Source organism: Spongorhabdus nitratireducens, assembly GCA_947387575.1.
Classification (GTDB): Bacteria; Pseudomonadota; Gammaproteobacteria; order Pseudomonadales; family Endozoicomonadaceae; genus CANDOC01.
This window is the reverse complement of the sequence record CANDOC010000010.1, coordinates 80,192-98,677: the sequence shown is the minus strand read 5'-3', so window position 1 is coordinate 98,677 and position 18,486 is coordinate 80,192. Positions and strand designations below refer to the sequence as shown.

The 18,486-nt window shown below is 51.2% G+C and carries 13 protein-coding genes; 8 read left to right on the top strand and 5 right to left on the bottom strand.

Annotated elements, in window-relative coordinates; genetic code table 11:
* Positions 1–180: 180 nt before the first annotated feature.
* Both ACYZZ0_RS17860 and ACYZZ0_RS17855 read left to right on the top strand, forming a co-directional pair.
* Positions 181–1,164, top strand: coding sequence for a TAXI family TRAP transporter solute-binding subunit (locus ACYZZ0_RS17860; RefSeq protein ID WP_461538005.1), 984 nt, complete (start codon positions 181–183; stop codon positions 1,162–1,164).
* A gap of 205 nt (positions 1,165–1,369) precedes the next feature.
* Complete coding sequence (locus tag ACYZZ0_RS17855; RefSeq protein ID WP_461538004.1) at positions 1,370–3,973, top strand: TRAP transporter permease; 2,604 nt, start codon at positions 1,370–1,372, stop codon at positions 3,971–3,973.
* A gap of 91 nt (positions 3,974–4,064) precedes the next feature.
* On the opposite strand, the gene ACYZZ0_RS17850 is transcribed toward ACYZZ0_RS17855, so the two are convergent.
* Entirely contained in the window at positions 4,065–4,991 is a 927-nt protein-coding gene (locus tag ACYZZ0_RS17850) for a LysR family transcriptional regulator (protein WP_461538003.1), read from the bottom strand.
* A 117-nt stretch (positions 4,992–5,108) separates the two neighbouring features.
* Here ACYZZ0_RS17850 and metE point away from each other — a divergent pair, with 117 nt between their 5' ends.
* Both metE and ACYZZ0_RS17840 read left to right on the top strand, forming a co-directional pair.
* Positions 5,109–7,394 carry a 5-methyltetrahydropteroyltriglutamate--homocysteine S-methyltransferase gene (gene metE / locus ACYZZ0_RS17845; RefSeq protein WP_461538002.1) on the top strand — a complete coding sequence of 762 codons (2,286 nt, stop codon included), beginning with the start codon at positions 5,109–5,111 and terminating at the stop codon, positions 7,392–7,394.
* A gap of 230 nt (positions 7,395–7,624) precedes the next feature.
* The gene (locus ACYZZ0_RS17840; RefSeq protein ID WP_461538001.1) at positions 7,625–8,914 is read left to right on the top strand and encodes an amino acid permease; all 1,290 of its coding nucleotides are present in this window, start codon (positions 7,625–7,627) and stop codon (positions 8,912–8,914) included.
* Between the two features lie 47 nt (positions 8,915–8,961).
* Here the strand turns inward: ACYZZ0_RS17840 and glpD are convergent, their stop codons facing one another.
* Together glpD and ACYZZ0_RS17830 are read right to left on the bottom strand one after the other, a co-directional pair.
* Positions 8,962–10,560: a glycerol-3-phosphate dehydrogenase gene (gene glpD / locus ACYZZ0_RS17835; RefSeq protein WP_461538000.1), complete on the bottom strand. Its 1,599-nt coding sequence runs from the start codon at positions 10,558–10,560 to the stop codon at positions 8,962–8,964.
* A gap of 218 nt (positions 10,561–10,778) precedes the next feature.
* Complete coding sequence (locus ACYZZ0_RS17830; RefSeq protein WP_461537999.1) at positions 10,779–11,543, bottom strand: DeoR/GlpR family DNA-binding transcription regulator; 765 nt, start codon at positions 11,541–11,543, stop codon at positions 10,779–10,781.
* 251 nt (positions 11,544–11,794) lie between these two features.
* Between ACYZZ0_RS17830 and ACYZZ0_RS17825 the strand changes: the two genes are divergently transcribed.
* On the top strand, positions 11,795–12,616 hold the full coding sequence (locus ACYZZ0_RS17825; protein ID WP_461537998.1) for a M48 family metallopeptidase: 822 nt from the start codon (positions 11,795–11,797) through the stop codon (positions 12,614–12,616).
* 53 nt (positions 12,617–12,669) lie between these two features.
* Here the strand turns inward: ACYZZ0_RS17825 and ACYZZ0_RS17820 are convergent, their stop codons facing one another.
* Entirely contained in the window at positions 12,670–13,617 is a 948-nt protein-coding gene (locus tag ACYZZ0_RS17820) for a LysR family transcriptional regulator (RefSeq protein ID WP_461537997.1), read from the bottom strand.
* Positions 13,618–13,853: 236 nt separating this feature from the next.
* Between ACYZZ0_RS17820 and ACYZZ0_RS17815 the strand changes: the two genes are divergently transcribed.
* From ACYZZ0_RS17815 to ACYZZ0_RS17805, 3 genes are all read left to right on the top strand, one after another.
* Positions 13,854–14,960 (top strand): HlyD family secretion protein, encoded by a 1,107-nt coding sequence (locus ACYZZ0_RS17815; RefSeq protein ID WP_461537996.1) that lies wholly within the window; start codon positions 13,854–13,856, stop codon positions 14,958–14,960.
* A 1-nt stretch (position 14,961) separates the two neighbouring features.
* Positions 14,962–16,524: a DHA2 family efflux MFS transporter permease subunit gene (locus ACYZZ0_RS17810; RefSeq protein WP_461537995.1), complete on the top strand. Its 1,563-nt coding sequence runs from the start codon at positions 14,962–14,964 to the stop codon at positions 16,522–16,524.
* Between the two features lie 170 nt (positions 16,525–16,694).
* Positions 16,695–17,492: an SDR family NAD(P)-dependent oxidoreductase gene (locus tag ACYZZ0_RS17805; protein ID WP_461537994.1), complete on the top strand. Its 798-nt coding sequence runs from the start codon at positions 16,695–16,697 to the stop codon at positions 17,490–17,492.
* A gap of 41 nt (positions 17,493–17,533) precedes the next feature.
* Here ACYZZ0_RS17805 and ACYZZ0_RS17800 read toward each other — a convergent pair whose 3' ends face one another.
* Positions 17,534–18,454 (bottom strand): LysR family transcriptional regulator, encoded by a 921-nt coding sequence (locus tag ACYZZ0_RS17800; protein ID WP_461537993.1) that lies wholly within the window; start codon positions 18,452–18,454, stop codon positions 17,534–17,536.
* Positions 18,455–18,486 lie beyond the last annotated feature (32 nt).

Below are 18,486 nucleotides of genomic sequence, written 5' to 3'. Positions count from 1 at the left end.
CACCACCGCAATCCGTTGTCTGCGTTGGTACAGCTGGCAGTTAATTATTCTGCGACTGACGTTTATTCGGTGACACCATTTTGAGCCCTGTCGGGATCATTAGTATTTCGGCGTAGTTTTTGGGCCTCAATACAATAACGACTTCAGAACACAATAAACACGACCAAGGAGCCATGCTGTATGCGTAAGCTGATGACACCTTTGTGTGCTGCTTTTTCCCTTGCTTCTGCACTTGCACTGTCCGGCGGTGCCCAAGCTGCGGCACAGACCACTCACGTTTCCATCGGTACTGGCGGTGTGACCGGCGTTTACTACCCGACTGGCAGCGCCATGTGCAAGCTGGTAAACCGGGGTACCAAGCAACACGGCATCCGCTGCTCCGTTGAAGCAACCGGTGGCTCTGTTTACAACATCAACACCATTCGTGCCGGCGAGCTGGACCTGGGTGTTGCCCAGTCTGACCAGCAGTTCAACGCCTGGAACGGCGAAGGTGCTTTCAAGGCGAAAGGTGAATACAAGGACCTGCGTTCTGTCTTCTCCGTATACACCGAAGCCTTTACTGTCGTAGCGCGTAAAGATGCCGACATCAAAACCTTTGAAGATCTGAAGGGCAAGCGTGTCAACGTGGGCAACCCGGGTTCCGGTCAGCGCGCCACAATGGAAGCGCTGATGGCTCAGAAAGGCTGGACCATGGATGCGTTCAAGCTGGTATCCGAGCTGAAGGCTGCAGAGCAGGCTCAGGCGCTGTGTGATAACAAGATTGACGCCATGGTTTACTTTGCCGGTCACCCCAATGGTGCGATCCAGGAAGCGACTACTTCCTGTGATGCCAACATTGTAGCGGCTGATGACAAGGCTACCCGTGATATGGTTGCCGAGAAGTCCTACCTGGTTTCCTACAAGGTGCCGGGTGGCCTGTACAAGGGTAACGATGCCGATATCCCGACTCTGGGTGCTAAGGCTACCTTCGTAACTTCTGTCGGTGCTGACGAAGAAAGCATCTACCAGCTGACCAAGTCCGTATTTGAAAACTTCGACCGCTTCAAGCGTCTGCACCCGGCTTTTGCCAGCCTGGATCCGAAAGACATGGTAAGCGACGGTAACACTGCACCGCTGCACCCGGGTGCTGCCCGTTACTTCCGTGAAGCAGGTCTGCTGAACTAAGTCTTGTCCTGTCAGGCATGACATCGTTGCAACCTGGACGTTTAAGTCCGGGTTGCTTCGTTCCTCTTATTCATCTACTGGAATGCTGCCATTTTCACAGTTCGGCTGGACTCAGGGAGTCTTTCCCGAAACTGCAGGCTGAAAGCAGTCGGATCTGAAAGATGATCTTGTAAGCCTGTTTTTTAAATGGAAGAGTTTACAGATAATGCAAAATACTCATACAACTCAGGATCAGCCGGATCAGGAAGCGCTGCAAGCAATGGCGCTGGAAGCCGATTCCGGAGCAAGACACCCGGCAGGTATGGCCGGCCGGCTGATTGCCGGTGTTGCGATTGTCTGGTCACTGTTCCAGCTGTGGTATGCCTCACCACTGCCGTTTGCACTGAATTTCGGTATCCTCAATGATACCCAGGCGCGGGCCATTCATCTGGCGTTCGCTGTCTTTCTGGCATTTACTGCCTTTCCGGCATTAAGTTCCTCGCCGCGTAACAAGGTACCGGTGCAGGACTGGATATTTGCCTTGGTTGGCGCTTTCTCTGCCAGCTATCTGTTTTCATTTTATAGTGAACTGGTTACCCGTCCGGGTGCACCGATCACTCTGGATGTCGTAACGGCCGTTGCCGGTATGGTGCTGCTGCTGGAAAGTACCCGCCGGGCGCTGGGACCACCGCTGATGATCGTTGCCGGTGTATTCCTGGTTTATATTTTTGCCGGTCCCTATATGCCGGAAGTTATCTCCCACCGTGGCGCTTCACTGTCCAAAGCAGCCAGCCACCTGTGGCTGTCGACCGAGGGCGTGTTCGGTATTGCGCTGGGTGTTTCGACCAGTTTCGTATTCCTGTTTGTACTGTTTGGAGCGTTGCTGGAAAGAGCAGGTGCCGGTAACTATTTCATCAAGATGGCCTTTGCCATGTTGGGTCACTATCGCGGTGGTCCGGCCAAGGCGGCAGTACTGGCCTCCGGTATGACCGGCCTGATCTCCGGCTCCTCCATTGCCAACGTGGTAACTACCGGTACCTTTACCATTCCGTTGATGAAGCGTATGGGTTTCCCGGCACACAAGGCAGGTGCCGTTGAAGTAGCCTCCAGCTGTTATGGTCAGATCATGCCGCCTATCATGGGTGCTGCGGCATTTCTGATGGTTGAGTATGTCGGCATTCCCTATGTTGATGTCATCAAGCATGCCTTTGTCCCTGCGGTAGCGGCTTACATTACTTTCCTGTACATCATTCATCTGGAAGCGCTGAAAGCTGATCTGAAAGGTCTGCCCCGTGCCGGTGTGCTTGCGCCCTGGAAACAGCGCCTGTTGCGTAATGGTATTACCATTTCCAGCCTGCTGATTGTTGCCGGTGTCATCTATTACGCACTGAGCTTTATCAAGATGATGGCCGGTGCAGCAGCAATGCCACTGATTGCTGTCGGCATTCTGATTGCCTATATCGGGCTGATCAAATTCTCATCAGCTTATCCTGATCTGGAAGAAGACGATCCGAATAACCCGGTTGAAAAGCTGCCTGAACTGGGTCCGGTGGTTAAGTCCGGTCTGCATTTCCTGCTGCCGGTTGCGGTACTGATCTGGTGCCTGATGGTTGAGCGTCTGTCTCCAGGCCTGTCTGCATTTTATGCGACAGCATTCATGATGTTTATTCTGCTGACCCAGAAGCCACTGTTTGGTTTCTTCCGAAATCACAGTGATCTTGCCAGCGGTTTCAGAGAAGGTTTTGCTGATCTGGTTGCCGGACTGGAAACCGGTGCCCGTAACATGATCGGTATCGGTGTGGCGACTGCTGCGGCTGGTGTTGTTGTAGGTGCAGTAACCCTGACCGGTCTGGGGCCAGTAATGACCGCCTTTGTTGAATGGCTGGCCGGTGGCAGTCTGATTGCAATGCTGTTGCTGATTGCCTTTATCAGTCTGATTCTGGGTATGGGCCTGCCGACAACTGCAAACTACATTGTGGTTTCCAGCCTGATGGCACCGGTTGTTATTGAGCTGGGTGCGCAGCACGGTCTGGTTGTACCGCTGATTGCTGTCCATCTGTATGTGTTCTACTTCGGTATCATGGCAGATATTACCCCGCCTGTTGGTCTGGCAGCCTTTGCGGCATCCGCGATTTCCGGAGCAGACCCGATCAAGACCGGGGTTCAGGCTTTTGGCTACGCGATGCTGACAGCTGTACTGCCACTGATGTTTATCTTCAATACCGACATCATTCTGGTGGGTATCGACAGCTTCTGGCATGCGGCGCTGATCTTTGGCATTACGCTGGCAGCCATGTGCCTGTTTGCGGCTGGTGTTCAGGGCTTCTTTGTGGCTCGTAACACCAAGCTGGAATCTCTGATTCTGGTGCTGGTTGCATTCACTCTGGTACGTCCGGATTTCTGGCTGAACCAGATTGAAGAGCCGTTCGAGTCCCATGCGGGCGGGGCGATTACAGAAGTCGTTGAAAAACTGCCGGCTGGTTCTGATCTGCGTCTGATCGTCAGCAGTGAAGACTTTGACGGCAACCAGGTGGAAAGTGTCGTGTTGTTGCCGGTTTCCGATGCCGCTGATGGTGAACAGCGTCTGGCTGATGCCGGCTTGGCTCTGTATGACGATGAAGGTAAAACCCTGATCGATATGGTGACCTTTGGCAGTCCTGCGGCTAAAGCCGGACTGGACTTTGATCAGCAGATTGTCGCGGTTCAGGTCGAAAATGACCGTGTTGCTGCGCAGTGGTTCTATCTGCCTGCACTGTTGCTGATTGCGCTGGTTATTATGATTCAGCGTCGTCGCAAGCGCCAGGTTGTGCCGGATGCCGAGCTGGCCTGATAGTCTGCTTTGTTTCTGAATCTCTGATTGCTAAAACAGAAAAGCCCGCATCATTACGCAATGATGCGGGCTTTTCTGTTTCAAGCACTGTCTAGACTGTTTTTGATGCCGGCCGAACACCGGTCAGACTGGAAAAGCAGATATCCTTGGCAATACCGAGAAAATCCCTCATAAACGACATTTCAAGCTGATCCTCTCTCACTGCCGCATACAATGTAGTCCAGATACCTTTCTCTCCCAACGGCAGTGCCCGGATAAACCGCTTGTCGCTGTGTTCAGCCAAAGCCCAGTTGGGCAGGGCGCAAACGCCACGACCACTGGCAACCAGCTGTAACATCATAACGGTCAGTTCCGCAGTACGGATGGCAGCAGGCTCAATGCCAGCAGGATCAAGCAGTTGGGTAAAGATATCCAGCCGTTCACGTTCTACCGGGTAACTGATCAGGGTTTCCGCAGCCAAATCCTGAGCCTGAATAAAAGTTGATTCAGCCAATGGGTGACGATGGGAAACAGCTAGCAGTACTTCATAGCTGAACAGGGGGATATAAGAGATTCCCGGCAGTGATTGCGGGTTTGAAGTGACCACCAGATCCAGATCACCCCGGGTTAAAGCGGGCAGCGGCGCGAAGTTGAAACCACTGGCAAGATCCATTTCAACATCCGGCCAGTGATCACGAAATGCGTCAATAGCCGGCATCAGCCACTGGAAACAGCTGTGGCATTCAATCGCAATATGCAGTCGGCCGGTTTCACCCTGACTGAGCCGAAGCAGCTCTCTTTCGGTTTGTCTGAATTGGGGGAGGACTGAATCTGCCAGAGCGAGCAATCGCTGGCCTGCAGTAGTAAAACGCAGCGGGCGGGACTTCCTGACAAACAATTGCAGATTCAGCCTCTGCTCCAGGTCTTTCAGCTGGTGAGACAGGGCAGATTGGGTGAGATGTAATCGCTGGGCCGCTTCAATCAGGCTGCCGCTGTCCCTGAGCGTAGTTAGCGTGTGCAGATGTCGTCGCTCTATCATGAATTTTTCTCAATTTTTATATTAATTTTATGAGTTTGATTCAAGTCTAAGTGTTTTCCACAATGTGATCCATGATGCACGCGCCCCTCTGCTGCACTCAGGAACAGGGAATTCTTCATGACCACAACACATACTCTGGGCTATCCACGTATTGGTGCCCGCCGGGAACTGAAAAAAGCGGTTGAAGCCTATTGGGCCGGTGATATGCCACAGCAAGAGTTGCTGGCTGTCGGCAAGCAGCTGCGAGCTGAAAACTGGAAGCAGCAGGCTGATGCCGGTATTGATCTGGTGCCGGTAGGCGATTTTGCCTGGTATGACACCATGCTGAATCTTAGCTGCCTGCTGGGTGTGGTGCCGGAGCGCTTCGGGCTGGGTGAAGGAGAAGCCCCTGATCTGGATTGTTATTTCCGTATGGCCCGTGGACGGGCGCCTTCAGGGAAAGCCACTGCCGCCTGTGAGATGACCAAATGGTTTGATACCAACTATCACTATATTGTGCCCGAATTTGAATCGAAGCAGAGCTTCAGTCTTAACTCCGACGCGCTACTGAGTGAAATTAAAGAGGCTCAGGATGCAGGTCACCGTATCAAGGTTGTATTGCCTGGACCGCTGACTTACCTCTGGCTGGGAAAATCACGTGATGAAACGCTGGACAAGCTGTCACTGCTGGAGCCGCTGGTTGCTGTCTACAGTGATCTGCTGGAGCAGATTGCTGCTGCCGGAGTTGAGTGGGTTCAGCTGGATGAGCCGGCACTGGTGCTGGACTTGCCACAGGACTGGCGAGATGGTTACGAGTTTGCCTATAACAGACTTCAGTCGTGCAGTGTAAAAATCCTGCTGGCTTCTTATTTTGGTGAGCTGGGTGACAACCTGGGATTGGCCTGCAGCCTGCCGGTAGAAGGGCTGCATATTGATCTGGTAAGAGCTCCACTGCAGCTGCAAACAGTGGTTGATCAGCTTTCACCTTACAAAATCCTTTCAGCCGGTGTCGTTAACGGACGTAATATCTGGCGAACGGATTTGCGCGCTATCAGTGATGAGCTTAAAGAGACAAAGCAGCGTTTGGGAGACCGGTTATGGCTTGCACCAAGTTGCTCTCTGCTTCATGTTCCGGTAGATGTTGCGCAGGAAACTGAGCTGGATAATGAACTGAAAGGCTGGTTGGCATTTGCAGCCCAAAAAGTTGAAGAAGTGAGTACCCTGGCGAACTTGCTCGAAGGTGATGAATCTGCATCTGTGCTGGCTCACCTGAGTGCCAGCGATCAGGTTGTTACCCAGCGTCAGCAATCATCCCGGGTACATCGGCCTGAGGTGCAGCAGCGGGTTAACGATATTGCACCGGAACAGGCTAAACGTTCATCCGGCTTTGAGGTACGAGCACAACAGCAGCAACAAAAGCTGCAGCTACCCGCCTGGCCTACCACTACAATCGGCTCGTTTCCCCAGACTGCCGATATTCGACGGGCGAGAAGTCAGTATCGGAGTGGCAAGCTGGATGAAGATGATTATGTCGAGCGGATGCAGGCTGAAATCAGTCAGGTTATTCGTGAGCAGGAAACACTGGGACTGGATGTTCTGGTTCACGGTGAACCGGAACGCAATGATATGGTGGAGTACTTCGGTGAACTGCTGGAAGGTTTTGCCTTTACCCGTCTGGGCTGGGTGCAGAGTTATGGTTCCCGCTGCGTCAAACCACCCATTATCGTAGGCGATATTGCCCGCAAGGCGGCTATGACAGTGAATTGGTCCTGCTATGCCCAGAGCCTGACCGAAAAGCCGGTTAAAGGCATGCTGACCGGTCCGGTAACCATCCTGTGTTGGTCTTTCCCCCGGGAAGATGTCGACAGAAAAGTCTCTGCTCAGCAGCTGGCGCTGGCATTAAGGGATGAAGTGGCTGATCTGGAGACGGCAGGCATCTCTGTTATCCAGATAGATGAACCGGCTCTACGGGAAGGTTTGCCATTACGTAAGGAAAAATGGCCTGAATATCTGTCATGGGCCGTTGAAAGCTTCCGTATTGCTGCCGGTGTAGCCAAGGACTCAACCCAGATTCACACCCATATGTGTTACAGCGAATTCAACGATATCATTGAGTATATCGCTGCACTGGATGCGGACGTGATCACCATTGAAACCTCTCGCTCGGATATGGAGCTGCTGGATGCTTTTGAAGCTTTCCAGTATCCCAATGCGATTGGTCCCGGTGTCTATGATATTCACTCGCCTAATGTGGCTGATGAAAACTGGATGTACAGTTTGTTGAACAAGGCTGCCGAGCGAATTCCGGTTGAAAGGTTGTGGGTCAATCCGGATTGTGGCCTGAAAACCCGAGGCTGGGATGAAGTACGCAAATCCCTTGCTGCAATGGTTAACGTGGCAACTCGCTTGCGTAGTGCCTCCTGAACTGGTCAATAAGCCCTGAAGTTAAAGCTGGTCATGAGAGCAGTAGCTCCTTGGCCAGCTTGTCGTTCGACCTTTTCGAAATGCGCTAACTGCATGATTAATCCGTAACATCTCCTGTGCGGGTATTAATGATTTATGTGCAGCGTTAATTCACACCACTTCAACATAAAATTGCAGGATTGAACCATTGTGTTGGGCTGTGCATCTATAGTTTCAGTCAGGAGAACTCTATGGCTGAAACAAGCGAAGCATCTTTAGTTGAACAACAGTCTGCCGCAAATGAAAAGTGGACAGCCAGGGATACCGGCTGGATGTTCAATTTATTTGGCACTGCGGTTGGTGCCGGAATTTTGTATCTGCCGCTGGGGGCGGCCTCCGGTGGTATCTGGCCACTGATCCTGCTGAGTCTGATTACTGGCCCCATGATCTGGCTGGCACACCGGAATCTGACCCGGTTCTGCCTGAGTGGTACTCATTCTGGCGGCAATATCACTCATACCGTAATTGAGCACTTTGGTCGCGGCAGTGGACGCTGGCTGACATTTGCCTATTTTCTGGCGATTTACCCCATTATGTTGATGTACGGGATTGGCCTGACCAATGTGGTGCAGTCATTTGTGGAGTATCAGCTGGGCTGGGAACCACCGGGAAGAGTGGGTTTGAGTCTGGTGCTGGTCGTAGCTCTGATGCTGGTCACCCATGCCAAAGAACAATGGATGCTGCGAGCAGTAGAGCTGCTGGTTTTTCCGCTGGTGGTGTTTCTGGTATTGCTTTCCCTGTATCTGATTCCGGAGTGGAGTACGGCTGTGTTTCAGCGTTCCATCTCGACGAAGGATTTTGTAATTGCACTATTCCTGACGACACCCTTACTGGTGTTTTCTTTTAATCACTCTCCGGTCTGCTCATCCTTGGCTGAAGCCTATCGTCATATGCCTGGCGGGATTGCTGCCAGTCGGCGCAAAACCAGCCAGATTATCTGGCGTAACACCTGCCTGTTACTGGTCGTTATTCTACTGTTTGTATTTTCCTGCATTCTGACGCTGACGCCAGCAGAAGTGGAACTGGCTCGGGAAAAGAATCTACCGGTACTCAGTGTGCTGGCAAACCGGGAAGGACATCTGTTTTTCTCGGTTATTGCTCCTGTTCTCAGCTTTATGGCGATTGCCAGCTCGTTTGTCGGGGTTTATCTCGGAACCCTGGAGGGCGTTCAGGGGTTAATAACCCAGCAGGTAAATAAAAGGAAGCTGGCACTGGGTCATGCCGCAACCTGCAGATTATCGATTCTGTTTGTTTTTCTTTCGACCTGGTTGGCGGCGTGCATGAACTGGAGTGTGATTGCCATGATCGAAGTAGTCGTGGTGCCGGTACTGGGCGCTATTCTGTTCTTTATGCCGGTGTATGCCCATTATCGGGTGCCGAAGCTGAAAGAATGTCGGCAGCCCCTGCTGGATATTTTTATTGTGGTAATGGGTGGTATTGCTGTCAGCGGGTTTCTGTTTTCATGGTGGAGCGGTGGATAGACCGCTCGCTCCCTTTGACCTTTCTTGAATAAGTCTCTGTTTTCACTTTATTCCAGTGAATGATGATGCTTCAGGTAATCTTCCAGTTTTGCTTTCTGCTCTGAACTGAATTCCAGACCTGCCTTGGTACGCCGCCACAGAATATCATCGGCGCTCATCGCCCATTCGTTTCTGACCAGGTAGTCTATTTCACGGGCATATAGTCCACCGCCGAAGTAATCACCCAGATCATTGAGTGAATGTGTGTTCTCCAGCAATTTCAGGCAGCGCTTGCCATAACGAGTTGCATACTGACGACAGAGGTGCGGTGGTAGCCAGTGATAGTTCCGCTTCAGATTACGCAGAAACTGGCCGAAAGTTGCTGTTCCCAGATCTCCACCGGGAAGCGGTTCTGTTGCAGTCCATTTCGGCTGCATCCATGGATAGTAGGGGCGCAGCTGTTCCAGTGCGGCTTCACCCAGCTTTCGATAGGTCGTCAGTTTGCCACCAAAAACATTGAGTAGTGGCGTGTGGCCTTCCATATCTTCGACAGTAACGGTGTAGTCTCGGGTGATAGCTGAGGGGTCGTTGGACTCATCATCACACAGAGGGCGCACACCTGAATAGGAGCTCACAATATCCCCGGTTTCCAGCTGAGTCCGGAAGTGATCATTAACGACATCAAGCAGGTATTGTGTCTCTTCTGCCGAGATAGTGACATCGGAAGGATCACCCTGATATTCCACATCGGTGGTGCCGATAACCGTATGATTTTCGAGATAGGGGATCACAAAAACAATACGACGATCCTTGTTTTGCAGAATATAGGCCCGGTCACCCTTGTGCATGCGGGGTACGATGATATGGCTGCCCTTGATCAGGCGAATACCATAGCGGGACTTCTGCTGCAGGCTGTTATTGATGACTTTCGCTACCCATGGTCCTGCCGCATTGACCAGCCCCTTGCTGTAGACCGTATGTTGCTGTGAGGTGAGGCAGTCTTCCAGAGTAACTTTCCAGACTTCTGCTTCCCTGACTGCCGAGACACACCGGGTGCGGTTCAATACGGTGCCGCCCAGTTCAGCAATATCGATAGCATTGCTGACCACCAGTCGTGCATCGTCAACCCAGCAGTCAGAGTATTCGAAACCTTTTCGGAAAGCCGGTTTCAAGGGTGAGTCATCGTTGAATTTCAGGCCCTTGCTACCGGGCAGTGTTTTACGACGGGCCAGAAAATCATACAGAAACAGACCGATTCTGATCATCCAGGCCGGGCGCAGGTGAGGAGCGTGAGGCAGAATAAACCGCATGGGTTTGACCAGATGAGGGGCCAAGCCGAGTAATACTTCCCGTTCCTTCAGTGCCTCGCTGACCAGCCGGAATTCATGATGTTCCAGATAGCGCAGCCCGCCATGAATCAGTTTGCTACTGGCAGAGGATGTGGCTGAAGCCAGATCAGACTGTTCGCACAGTAGAACAGAAAGCCCGCGTCCTGCGGCATCTCTGGCGATTCCTGTACCGTTAATTCCTCCGCCAATAACCAGCAGGTCCAGTGCTGTTTCAGGCATTGCGCCCTCAACAGTACCCTCAGAGGCCTGCTGTAAAAACCGGGCTGTTGGTCCGGAATTCTGAGGAGAAGGAATAGACGGTTCGGATAAGGTCTGCACGATACTCTCCGGATTATTATTACGAGTCAGCAATCTTCTGGCTTTAACTTAGATTCAATAATGAAAAAAATGTTCAAAAATGAAAATCTATAGCTAAATGATCAGCTGTAATGAACATTTTTGCAATGTGCAGACTGAAGAAACAGGGAAAAAATGAAGGCTCCAGCCTCATTGGCTGGAGTTCAGAGTGAGGAGGTAAAATCTGATTTTGAGCTATATCAGGCTGAAGCCGGGGTTATGATATCGATACTGCCTTTGGCTAGTTCGACGATCTCATCGGGTGGCGTCTGGTCTGTGTAGAGTTGATCAATACTGGACAGAGACCCCAGCTGAACCAGTGCGTTACGTCCGAACTTGCTGTAATCAGCCGCCAGCAGCCGGGTCTGGGCCTGGGCCAGCATGGTGCGAGTCACCAGCACTTCCTGATAATCAAAATCCAGCAGGGCTCCGTCGAGAGCAATTCCGCTGACACCGGTAATAGCAAAATCAGTCCGGAACTGTTCAATAAAGTGGCTAGTGGACTGGCCTACAATGCCGCCATCGTTGCGGACATTGCCTCCGGCAATCAATATGCTGAAGTCATCTTTTTCACTGAGAATCGCGGCCACATTCATATTATTGGTGATAATTCGCAGCCCTTTATGATGTTGCAGCTCTCTGGCAATGGCCTCGGTGGTGGTGCCGATATTGAGAAACAGCGAGCAGTGGTCAGGAATATTACGGGCTACTGTCTGTGCTATCAGATGTTTTTCCTGACGCTGCCATTGCTGACGGGTGCGGTAGGCGGTGTTAACCGTGCTGGTCTGTAGTGCCTGCACACCGCCGTGCAGGCGCTTCAGCTTTTGTTCATCGGCCAGATGCTGAATATCCCGGCGAATGGTTTGCGGGGTGACGTGAAACCTTTGTGCCAGATCGTCAATGCTGACGAAGCCACACTCCGTGACATATTTTAAAATCGCTTCCTGGCGTGTTTGCTGACCCATTGTGCCTGACTGCCTGTATGTTGATTGTATCAAGTACCAGGAACGGACTCCTGGTGGAGTGACCTGCCGGCTATGGAATAGTAAGGTAGGACAGTCAAATAATAATCAACAAGCGACCAACAACAAAAGAGCAGGCGTTTTGAATAAAAGCAGACAATATTTTTGTTATCAGCCGCTTGAACATTTCACAAAAACAACATTAGTAAATAGTGTCATTACAAAATAAAGGGGTATTCCGAAAGGATCGTGGTATGAAGAAACTTGCAATTATTGCTATGGCCGGTGTGCTTTCGCTTGTCGCTGGGTGCCAGTCGGTCAGTACAACGTCGGGTGGAGCCGTCGGGGTCGGGCGTGAGCAGTCGATGTTTATGCTGCTGAGTACCAGACAGGTCGACCAGATGTCATCGCAGGCTTATAAGGAACAGCTGGCTGAAGCAGAGCAGAAACGAACCCTCAATCGTGATGCAGCAACCGTTGCACGACTGAACAAGATTGCCGACCGGTTGGTGGCGCAGGTTGGCACTTTCCGTCGTGATGCCAAACAGTGGAAGTGGGAGGTTAACCTGCTGCAAAAAGATGAACTGAATGCCTACTGTATGCCGGGTGGCAAGATCATGTTTTACAGTGGCATTATCAAAAAACTGAACCTTTCTGATGCAGAAATCGCCGCCATTATGGGTCATGAAATGGCTCACGCACTGCGGGAACATGGTCGAGAATCCATGTCCCGGGCTTATGCGGTTAATTTTGGGTTGATGGCAGTAGGTGCCGCGGCAGGGCTGGAGCAGGATCATATGAACCTGGCACGTCAGGTGGCTGATGTCGCCATTACTTTGCCCAACAGCAGAACAGCTGAAGCAGAAGCCGACCTGATCGGGTTGGAGCTTATGGCCCGTGCTGGCTATGACCCGGAAGCCGCAGTATCCCTGTGGCAGAAAATGAGTAAGGGAGGCGGTCAACGCCCGCCCGAATTCTTGAGTACGCACCCCTCGACGTCTACTCGTATTGAAGGATTAAAGCATAATATTCCAAAGGTGCTTCCACTCTATAAGTCGTCTGCCAACCGTACCTGACACCTGTCCGGTCGTGAGAGTGTTCATAAACAAGGTTTATGAACACTCTCCAGCTATTTGGTTCGGGTTTGCTCATGCTGGATAGTGCCGGGATAACCGTGCTCTGAATTCTGAATATCAGCCGATATTTCATCCAGCAAGGTGCGCAGAGCCAGTGGCATAAAGTGTCGCGGCGGATAAATAGCATAAATATAACGGTCAGGCAGTGACCATTCGGGCAATAACAACAGCAGCTCTTTTTGCTGCAGTGATTTCTCGACAATCAGCTCCGGCAGCAGGGCAATACCTGCACCGGCAATCGTGGCTTCTCGGACAGCTGTTATGTTGTTAAAGCTCAGATTACTGTTAACGTCGACAGAAACCGACTCCTGCTTCCGGGTAAAGATCCAGTCGAACTGATGCTCCATATGAGCTGAATTCATGGCAATACAGTTCATGGCTGTAATATCTGACGGATGTCTTATTTGTCGGGCCTGAACATAGCGCGGCGAAGCCACAAGGCGTGAAGGTGAAGCCTTTATCTGCCGGCACACCAGGTTCTGGTCATTGGGTGGCTGTAACCCGAGCGCCAGATCGATATCTTCCTCCCTGAAATCAATCCGGCGATTGGATAATTCGACATTGAGCGAGACTTTTGGCCAGCGTTGTACAAATGCACCCAGAAAGCGGGCGAAGAATAACTGTCCTACCTCGATAGGTACAACCACGTTTAGTTTTCCGGAGGGTTCCTCCTTGTGAGTTTGCAGGATGTTTTCAGCTTCCTTGAAGGCCTGAACGATCTGGCGACAGCGCTGGTAATGACCTTCGCCAATTTCTGTCAGCACATTTTTTCGGGTGGAGCGCTGTAGCAGACGAACACCTATGCGTTGCTCCATAGCTGACAGGCGGCGACTGACAGTTGATTTCTGCATACCCAGACGTTCGGCTGCGGCTGTCATACTGCCGGCTTCAACAATACTGACAAAAATCAGGGCTTCATTAAGATCGTGGCTTTGTTGCATGAATGGAACGCTGTGTTGAAAAAAAGCTGGCTAATCTATTTCAGGCAACAATGGTAGCATTTTTCAAAATCTTCAGGGCTGGCTTTCGTTTATCCATTTGATGCTGGTTCTTTCTTACCGTTTTCCCTCTGCTGTGAATAAACGCCGCTGAATCTGGCTGGTGTATTCGTGCAGTCTTGTCTTTCAATACTGGCGCTGTTTTCACTTGCCGGGCGCTATTAACTCAGAGTAGTCAGATGCCAAATATCAAAAAGCTGGTTGTACTTGGGCTTGTCGCTGCCGTTGCAGCAGGTACCGGAGGTTACTGGTGGCAGGCAGGGCGCTTTATGGAAAGCACTGACAATGCCTATCTGCAGTCAGATATCGTTTATATCAGTACCAAACAGGCCGGTTACGCTGAAGCTGGTTGGATTCAGGATAATCAGCGAGTTGAGGAAGGTGATGTGCTGGCCCGGATTGAGGATGTTGATTACCGGCTCAAGGTTAACGAGCATCAGGCCGAGGTGGCATCTGCAGAAGCGGCTATTACCCAGCTGCATTCACAGCGCCAGTTGCAGCAGTCCAGAATTGAAGTTGCGATTGCCGAGTTGAGTGCGTCCAAAGCGGATCGAGATCTGGCCGTTGCCGACCTGGAGCGGATTAGCCGATTGTTCAAAAAGGGTGCTTCTTCCCGTGATGCACTGGATGATGCCCGGGCAGCGGAACGCAAAGCCGGCGCTACTTTGCAGGCTCGAAAAGCCAGTCTGGAATCAACCCGACGTCAGCTGGCGGTTATTGATAGTCAGGTAAATGCAGCCCAGGCGTCTTTACAGGAATCTAAAACCGGTCTGGCTATTGCTCAGCAGAAACTGAATGAAACTATTATTCGTGCACCGCGTACCGGCATTATCGGTCAGCGTCAGGTAAAAGATGGCCAGTTACTGAAAAATGGTTCGGTCCTGTTCAGTCTGGTAGACAGTGACACGGTCTGGGTGACAGCCAACTTCAAGGAAACCCAGATTGGAAGTATGCAGGTAGGTCAGCCGGTAACACTGGAAATTGATGCGTTCCCGGGTGAGCCTGTCACCGGTTATATCGATAGCCTGTGGCCTGCCAGTGGTGCCCGTTTCAGTCTGTTACCGCCGGAAAATGCGACCGGTAACTTCACCAAGATTGTGCAGCGTATTCCGGTCAAGATTGTGATTCCGGCTGATCAGCCGTTGGCGGGTAAATTGCGGGCGGGTATGTCAGTTGTTGCAACGGTTGATACCCGTGCAGCGTCGGTTGATATCAAAGCGCTTGTGGTGACACAGAATAACCAGACATCTGTCGCTGCAGACAGCCAGCAACTGGCAGGACTCTGAAATGTCTGCAAGTGTGGCTGCGGAGCCTGCGACAACTGCTGATATTGAAATAAAAGCATCGCAACGGGACTGGATTGCCGTTTTCGGCATGGTGCTGGGTGCTTTTATTGCCATTCTGGATATCCAGATTATCAACTCGTCACTGGCCGATATTCAGGGTTCATTGTCGGCGACTGTGTCGGAAGGATCGTGGATTTCCACCTCCTATATGATTGCGGAAATCGTGATGATTCCGCTCAGTGCCTGGCTGGCCAGTGTGTTTGGTCTGCGTCGGTATCTGCTCTGGAGTGTTTCCGGTTTTGTGGTGGCTTCCGCGCTTTGTGGGCTGGCCTGGAGCCTTAACTCGATGATTCTGTTCCGGGTGCTGCAGGGGGTTGCAGTGGCACCCCTGATTCCGCTGGCATTCAGTTTGATTCGGACCCGGTTACCAACATCACAGCAGCCTGCGGGTATGGCGTTGTTTTCATTTGCTTCTGTCTTTGCACCTTCCGTTGGGCCGACACTGGGTGGCTGGTTAACCGAACATTTCAGCTGGCATCTGATTTTCTATATTAACTTCCTGCCCGGGCTGATGGTTTTTTCCATGTTGCGATATGCTCTGGATTCAGAGCCCATGCGACTGGAACGACTGAAAAATGCCGACTGGCCGGGCATCATCAGTCTGTCTATTGGATTGGCAACGCTGGAGTATGTACTGGAAGATGGCAACCGCAATAACTGGTTTGAGTCGCACGAAATCGTATTGATGGCTTTTATCTCCAGTATTGCTCTATCGATGTTTGTCTATTACCAGCTGACCCGTCGTGACCCTCTGCTAAACCTCAGAATTTTGGGGCAGCGGCAGTTCTTGTTGGGAACTCTCGCTAACAGTTCGATGGGGCTGGCGATGTATGGCTCGGTGTTTCTGTTGCCGATGTATCTGTCGCAGATTCAGGGCTACGACTCACTCAGTATTGGTGAGGTCATGCTATGGGGCGGCATACCACAGTTGTTGTTGATTCCTCTGTTACCAGCCCTGATGACCCGCCTCGACAAACGCTGGTTATGTCTGTTTGGGTTAATGATGTTTGCTGGCAGCGCGCTGATGAACTCGTTTATGACTATGGACTATTCCGGTGATCAGTTCAGGTTGAGTCTGGTTATCAGAGCTATAGGTCAGCCCTTTATTATGATTCCGTTGTCTGTATTGACGACATCCCGGCTGGAGATGAAAGATATTCCTTCGGCTTCCAGTGTCTTCAATACCAGCCGTAATCTGGCTGGAGCTATGGGGATCGCACTGCTGTCGACCATGATTGATCGTCGCACCACTTTTCATGAAGTGAGGATTGCTGAGGGTTTATCACCCTACAGTCAAACGACACTGGACTACATTAGCCGGTTGCAGGAGCTGCTTCCAAACCTGACTCATCAGCAAGACCTTGCACTGATTATGCAACAGGTGGCCCGCGAAGGTGGCATTATGGCGTTCAGTGATGCATTTCTTGTTGTTGCTGTATTTCTGGGGCTGGGGGTTCTTGCTGTGCTGGGGATGGGGGCTGAAGCATCTCAGAAACAAAACTGATGCCAGCCTGATCAATAATATTTGAATGCTGATATTCGGGCTTATCTTCCATGATAAGCCTGAACTTTTGATAACAAAGTATTATTAAAGTCATCACAATAACTTATTTCCTATTATCGAACTAAGTCCCTACACTTCAGCCGTTTTCCAATCTTGTTGGTGGTGTTGTTATGGATCTCGAACTGGCAGGTAAACGCGTTCTGGTTACCGGTTCTACCAGTGGTATTGGTAAAGCAGTGGCTACTGCCTACCTGAAAGAAGGCGCTGTTGTTTATATTAATGGCCGCAGTGCTGAGCGTTGCCAGGTGATTGCTGATGAGCTGGCGGCAGAGTGTGATGCTGCAGGCCGGGCAAAAGTTGCTGCGGCAGATTTGTCCAGTGCCGAACAGTCTGATGCTCTGATTTCACAGCTGAAGTCTGAAGGCGGGGTCGATATTCTGGTTAATAACACCGGCATTTTTGAAGTGAAGGCATTCGAGGACATCAGTGATGATGAATGGATGCATTACTTCAATGTGAATATTCTGAGTGCGGTGCGTTTGTCTCGTGCGCTATTGCCGGAAATGCTGGAGCGTGATTTTGGCCGTATCGTCAATATTTCTTCCGAGTGTGCGATTAAACCACTGGGACAGATGGTGCATTACTCTGTCACCAAAACAGCGCTGTTGTCGCTTTCCCGTGCGCTGTCCGAACTGACCAAAAGCAAGAATGTAACGATCAACTCGGTTCTGCCGGGCCCGACCTGGACTGAAGGTGTCGAAAACTACTTTGACACGTTGGCTGAAAAAGAAGGCAAGTCCACTGAAGAACTGATTAGCAACTACTTTGCTGATCATGAGCCGACTTCACTGCTGCAGCGTTTTGTTGCTGTCGAGGAAGTGGCCAAGGCTACCGTTTATCTGACCAGTAACCGTGCAATGAATGGTCAGTCTCTGCGGGTTGAGGGTGGCATTATTCGCGCCCTGTAAGTTTTTTCTGACCTTCCTTGTTCTGCCTGTTAACTGTATCTTCAGGAAACCAGTACAGCAGGCAGAACCTTGCGTATCCACTGGCACATGGGATCATGGTGGTCGCGGCTATGCCAGTATAAGTAAAACCGGATTTGATCCCCTCGAAGCTCTTCCGGCAGCTCTCGCATCACGAGTGAGCGACGCTCGTTTGTGATTCTTTCTGCCAGTCGACGGGGCAGGGTGAAAACCAGATTAGTCCCGTCGCAAAAATCACCGACCGAAATAAAACTGGCCAGCCGCAGAACAATCTTTCTCTGTCGTCCAGTCCTGCCGAGAATCTGATCCATATGGCCAGGCCCTGAGCCGGTAATATTGATAATGCCATGTAGTGCCGCAGCATAACTGTCTACTGTGATCGGTTTGTCAGCAAGAGGATTATCTCGATGCATCACACAAGCTGAATGCATTGAGTCCAGTAAAAGTTCGTAAGGGTGATCTTTTTCGTCACGGGGAAGCATACCGCTCAACAGAAAGTGGCACTCACCTTTATCAATACGCTCAAAAGGATTGTCCCGCTGTCTTAATATTTCCAGACTCATTTCCGGAGCCTGCTGATGCAAGAAGCGGGTTAGCTTCGGTAGATACAGTGAGGTTTCAAAATCCATTCCTGTGATTCGAAGGCAGCGCCTGGAAGTGGCCGGATCGAATACCGGTGGTGTTACAAGCTGGCGCACCTGTTGTAGCAGCGAGCCAATTTCAGACTGGATGCTTCGGGCTCGTTCGGTCAGATCATAGCCATGTGATGTTCGAACCAGTAACGGATCAGAAAAGGTCACTCTCAAACGCTGCAAGGCGCGACTGACAGCAGGCTGGCTCATATGTAGTTGCTCTGCTGCCCGGGAAATATGCTGTGTGTCCAGTAATACCTGAAGGACAACAAGCAGGTTGAGATCGATAGAGCGTAGATTCACTTCACGCATGGTTAGTATGCCAATAATGCATTGTACGCATG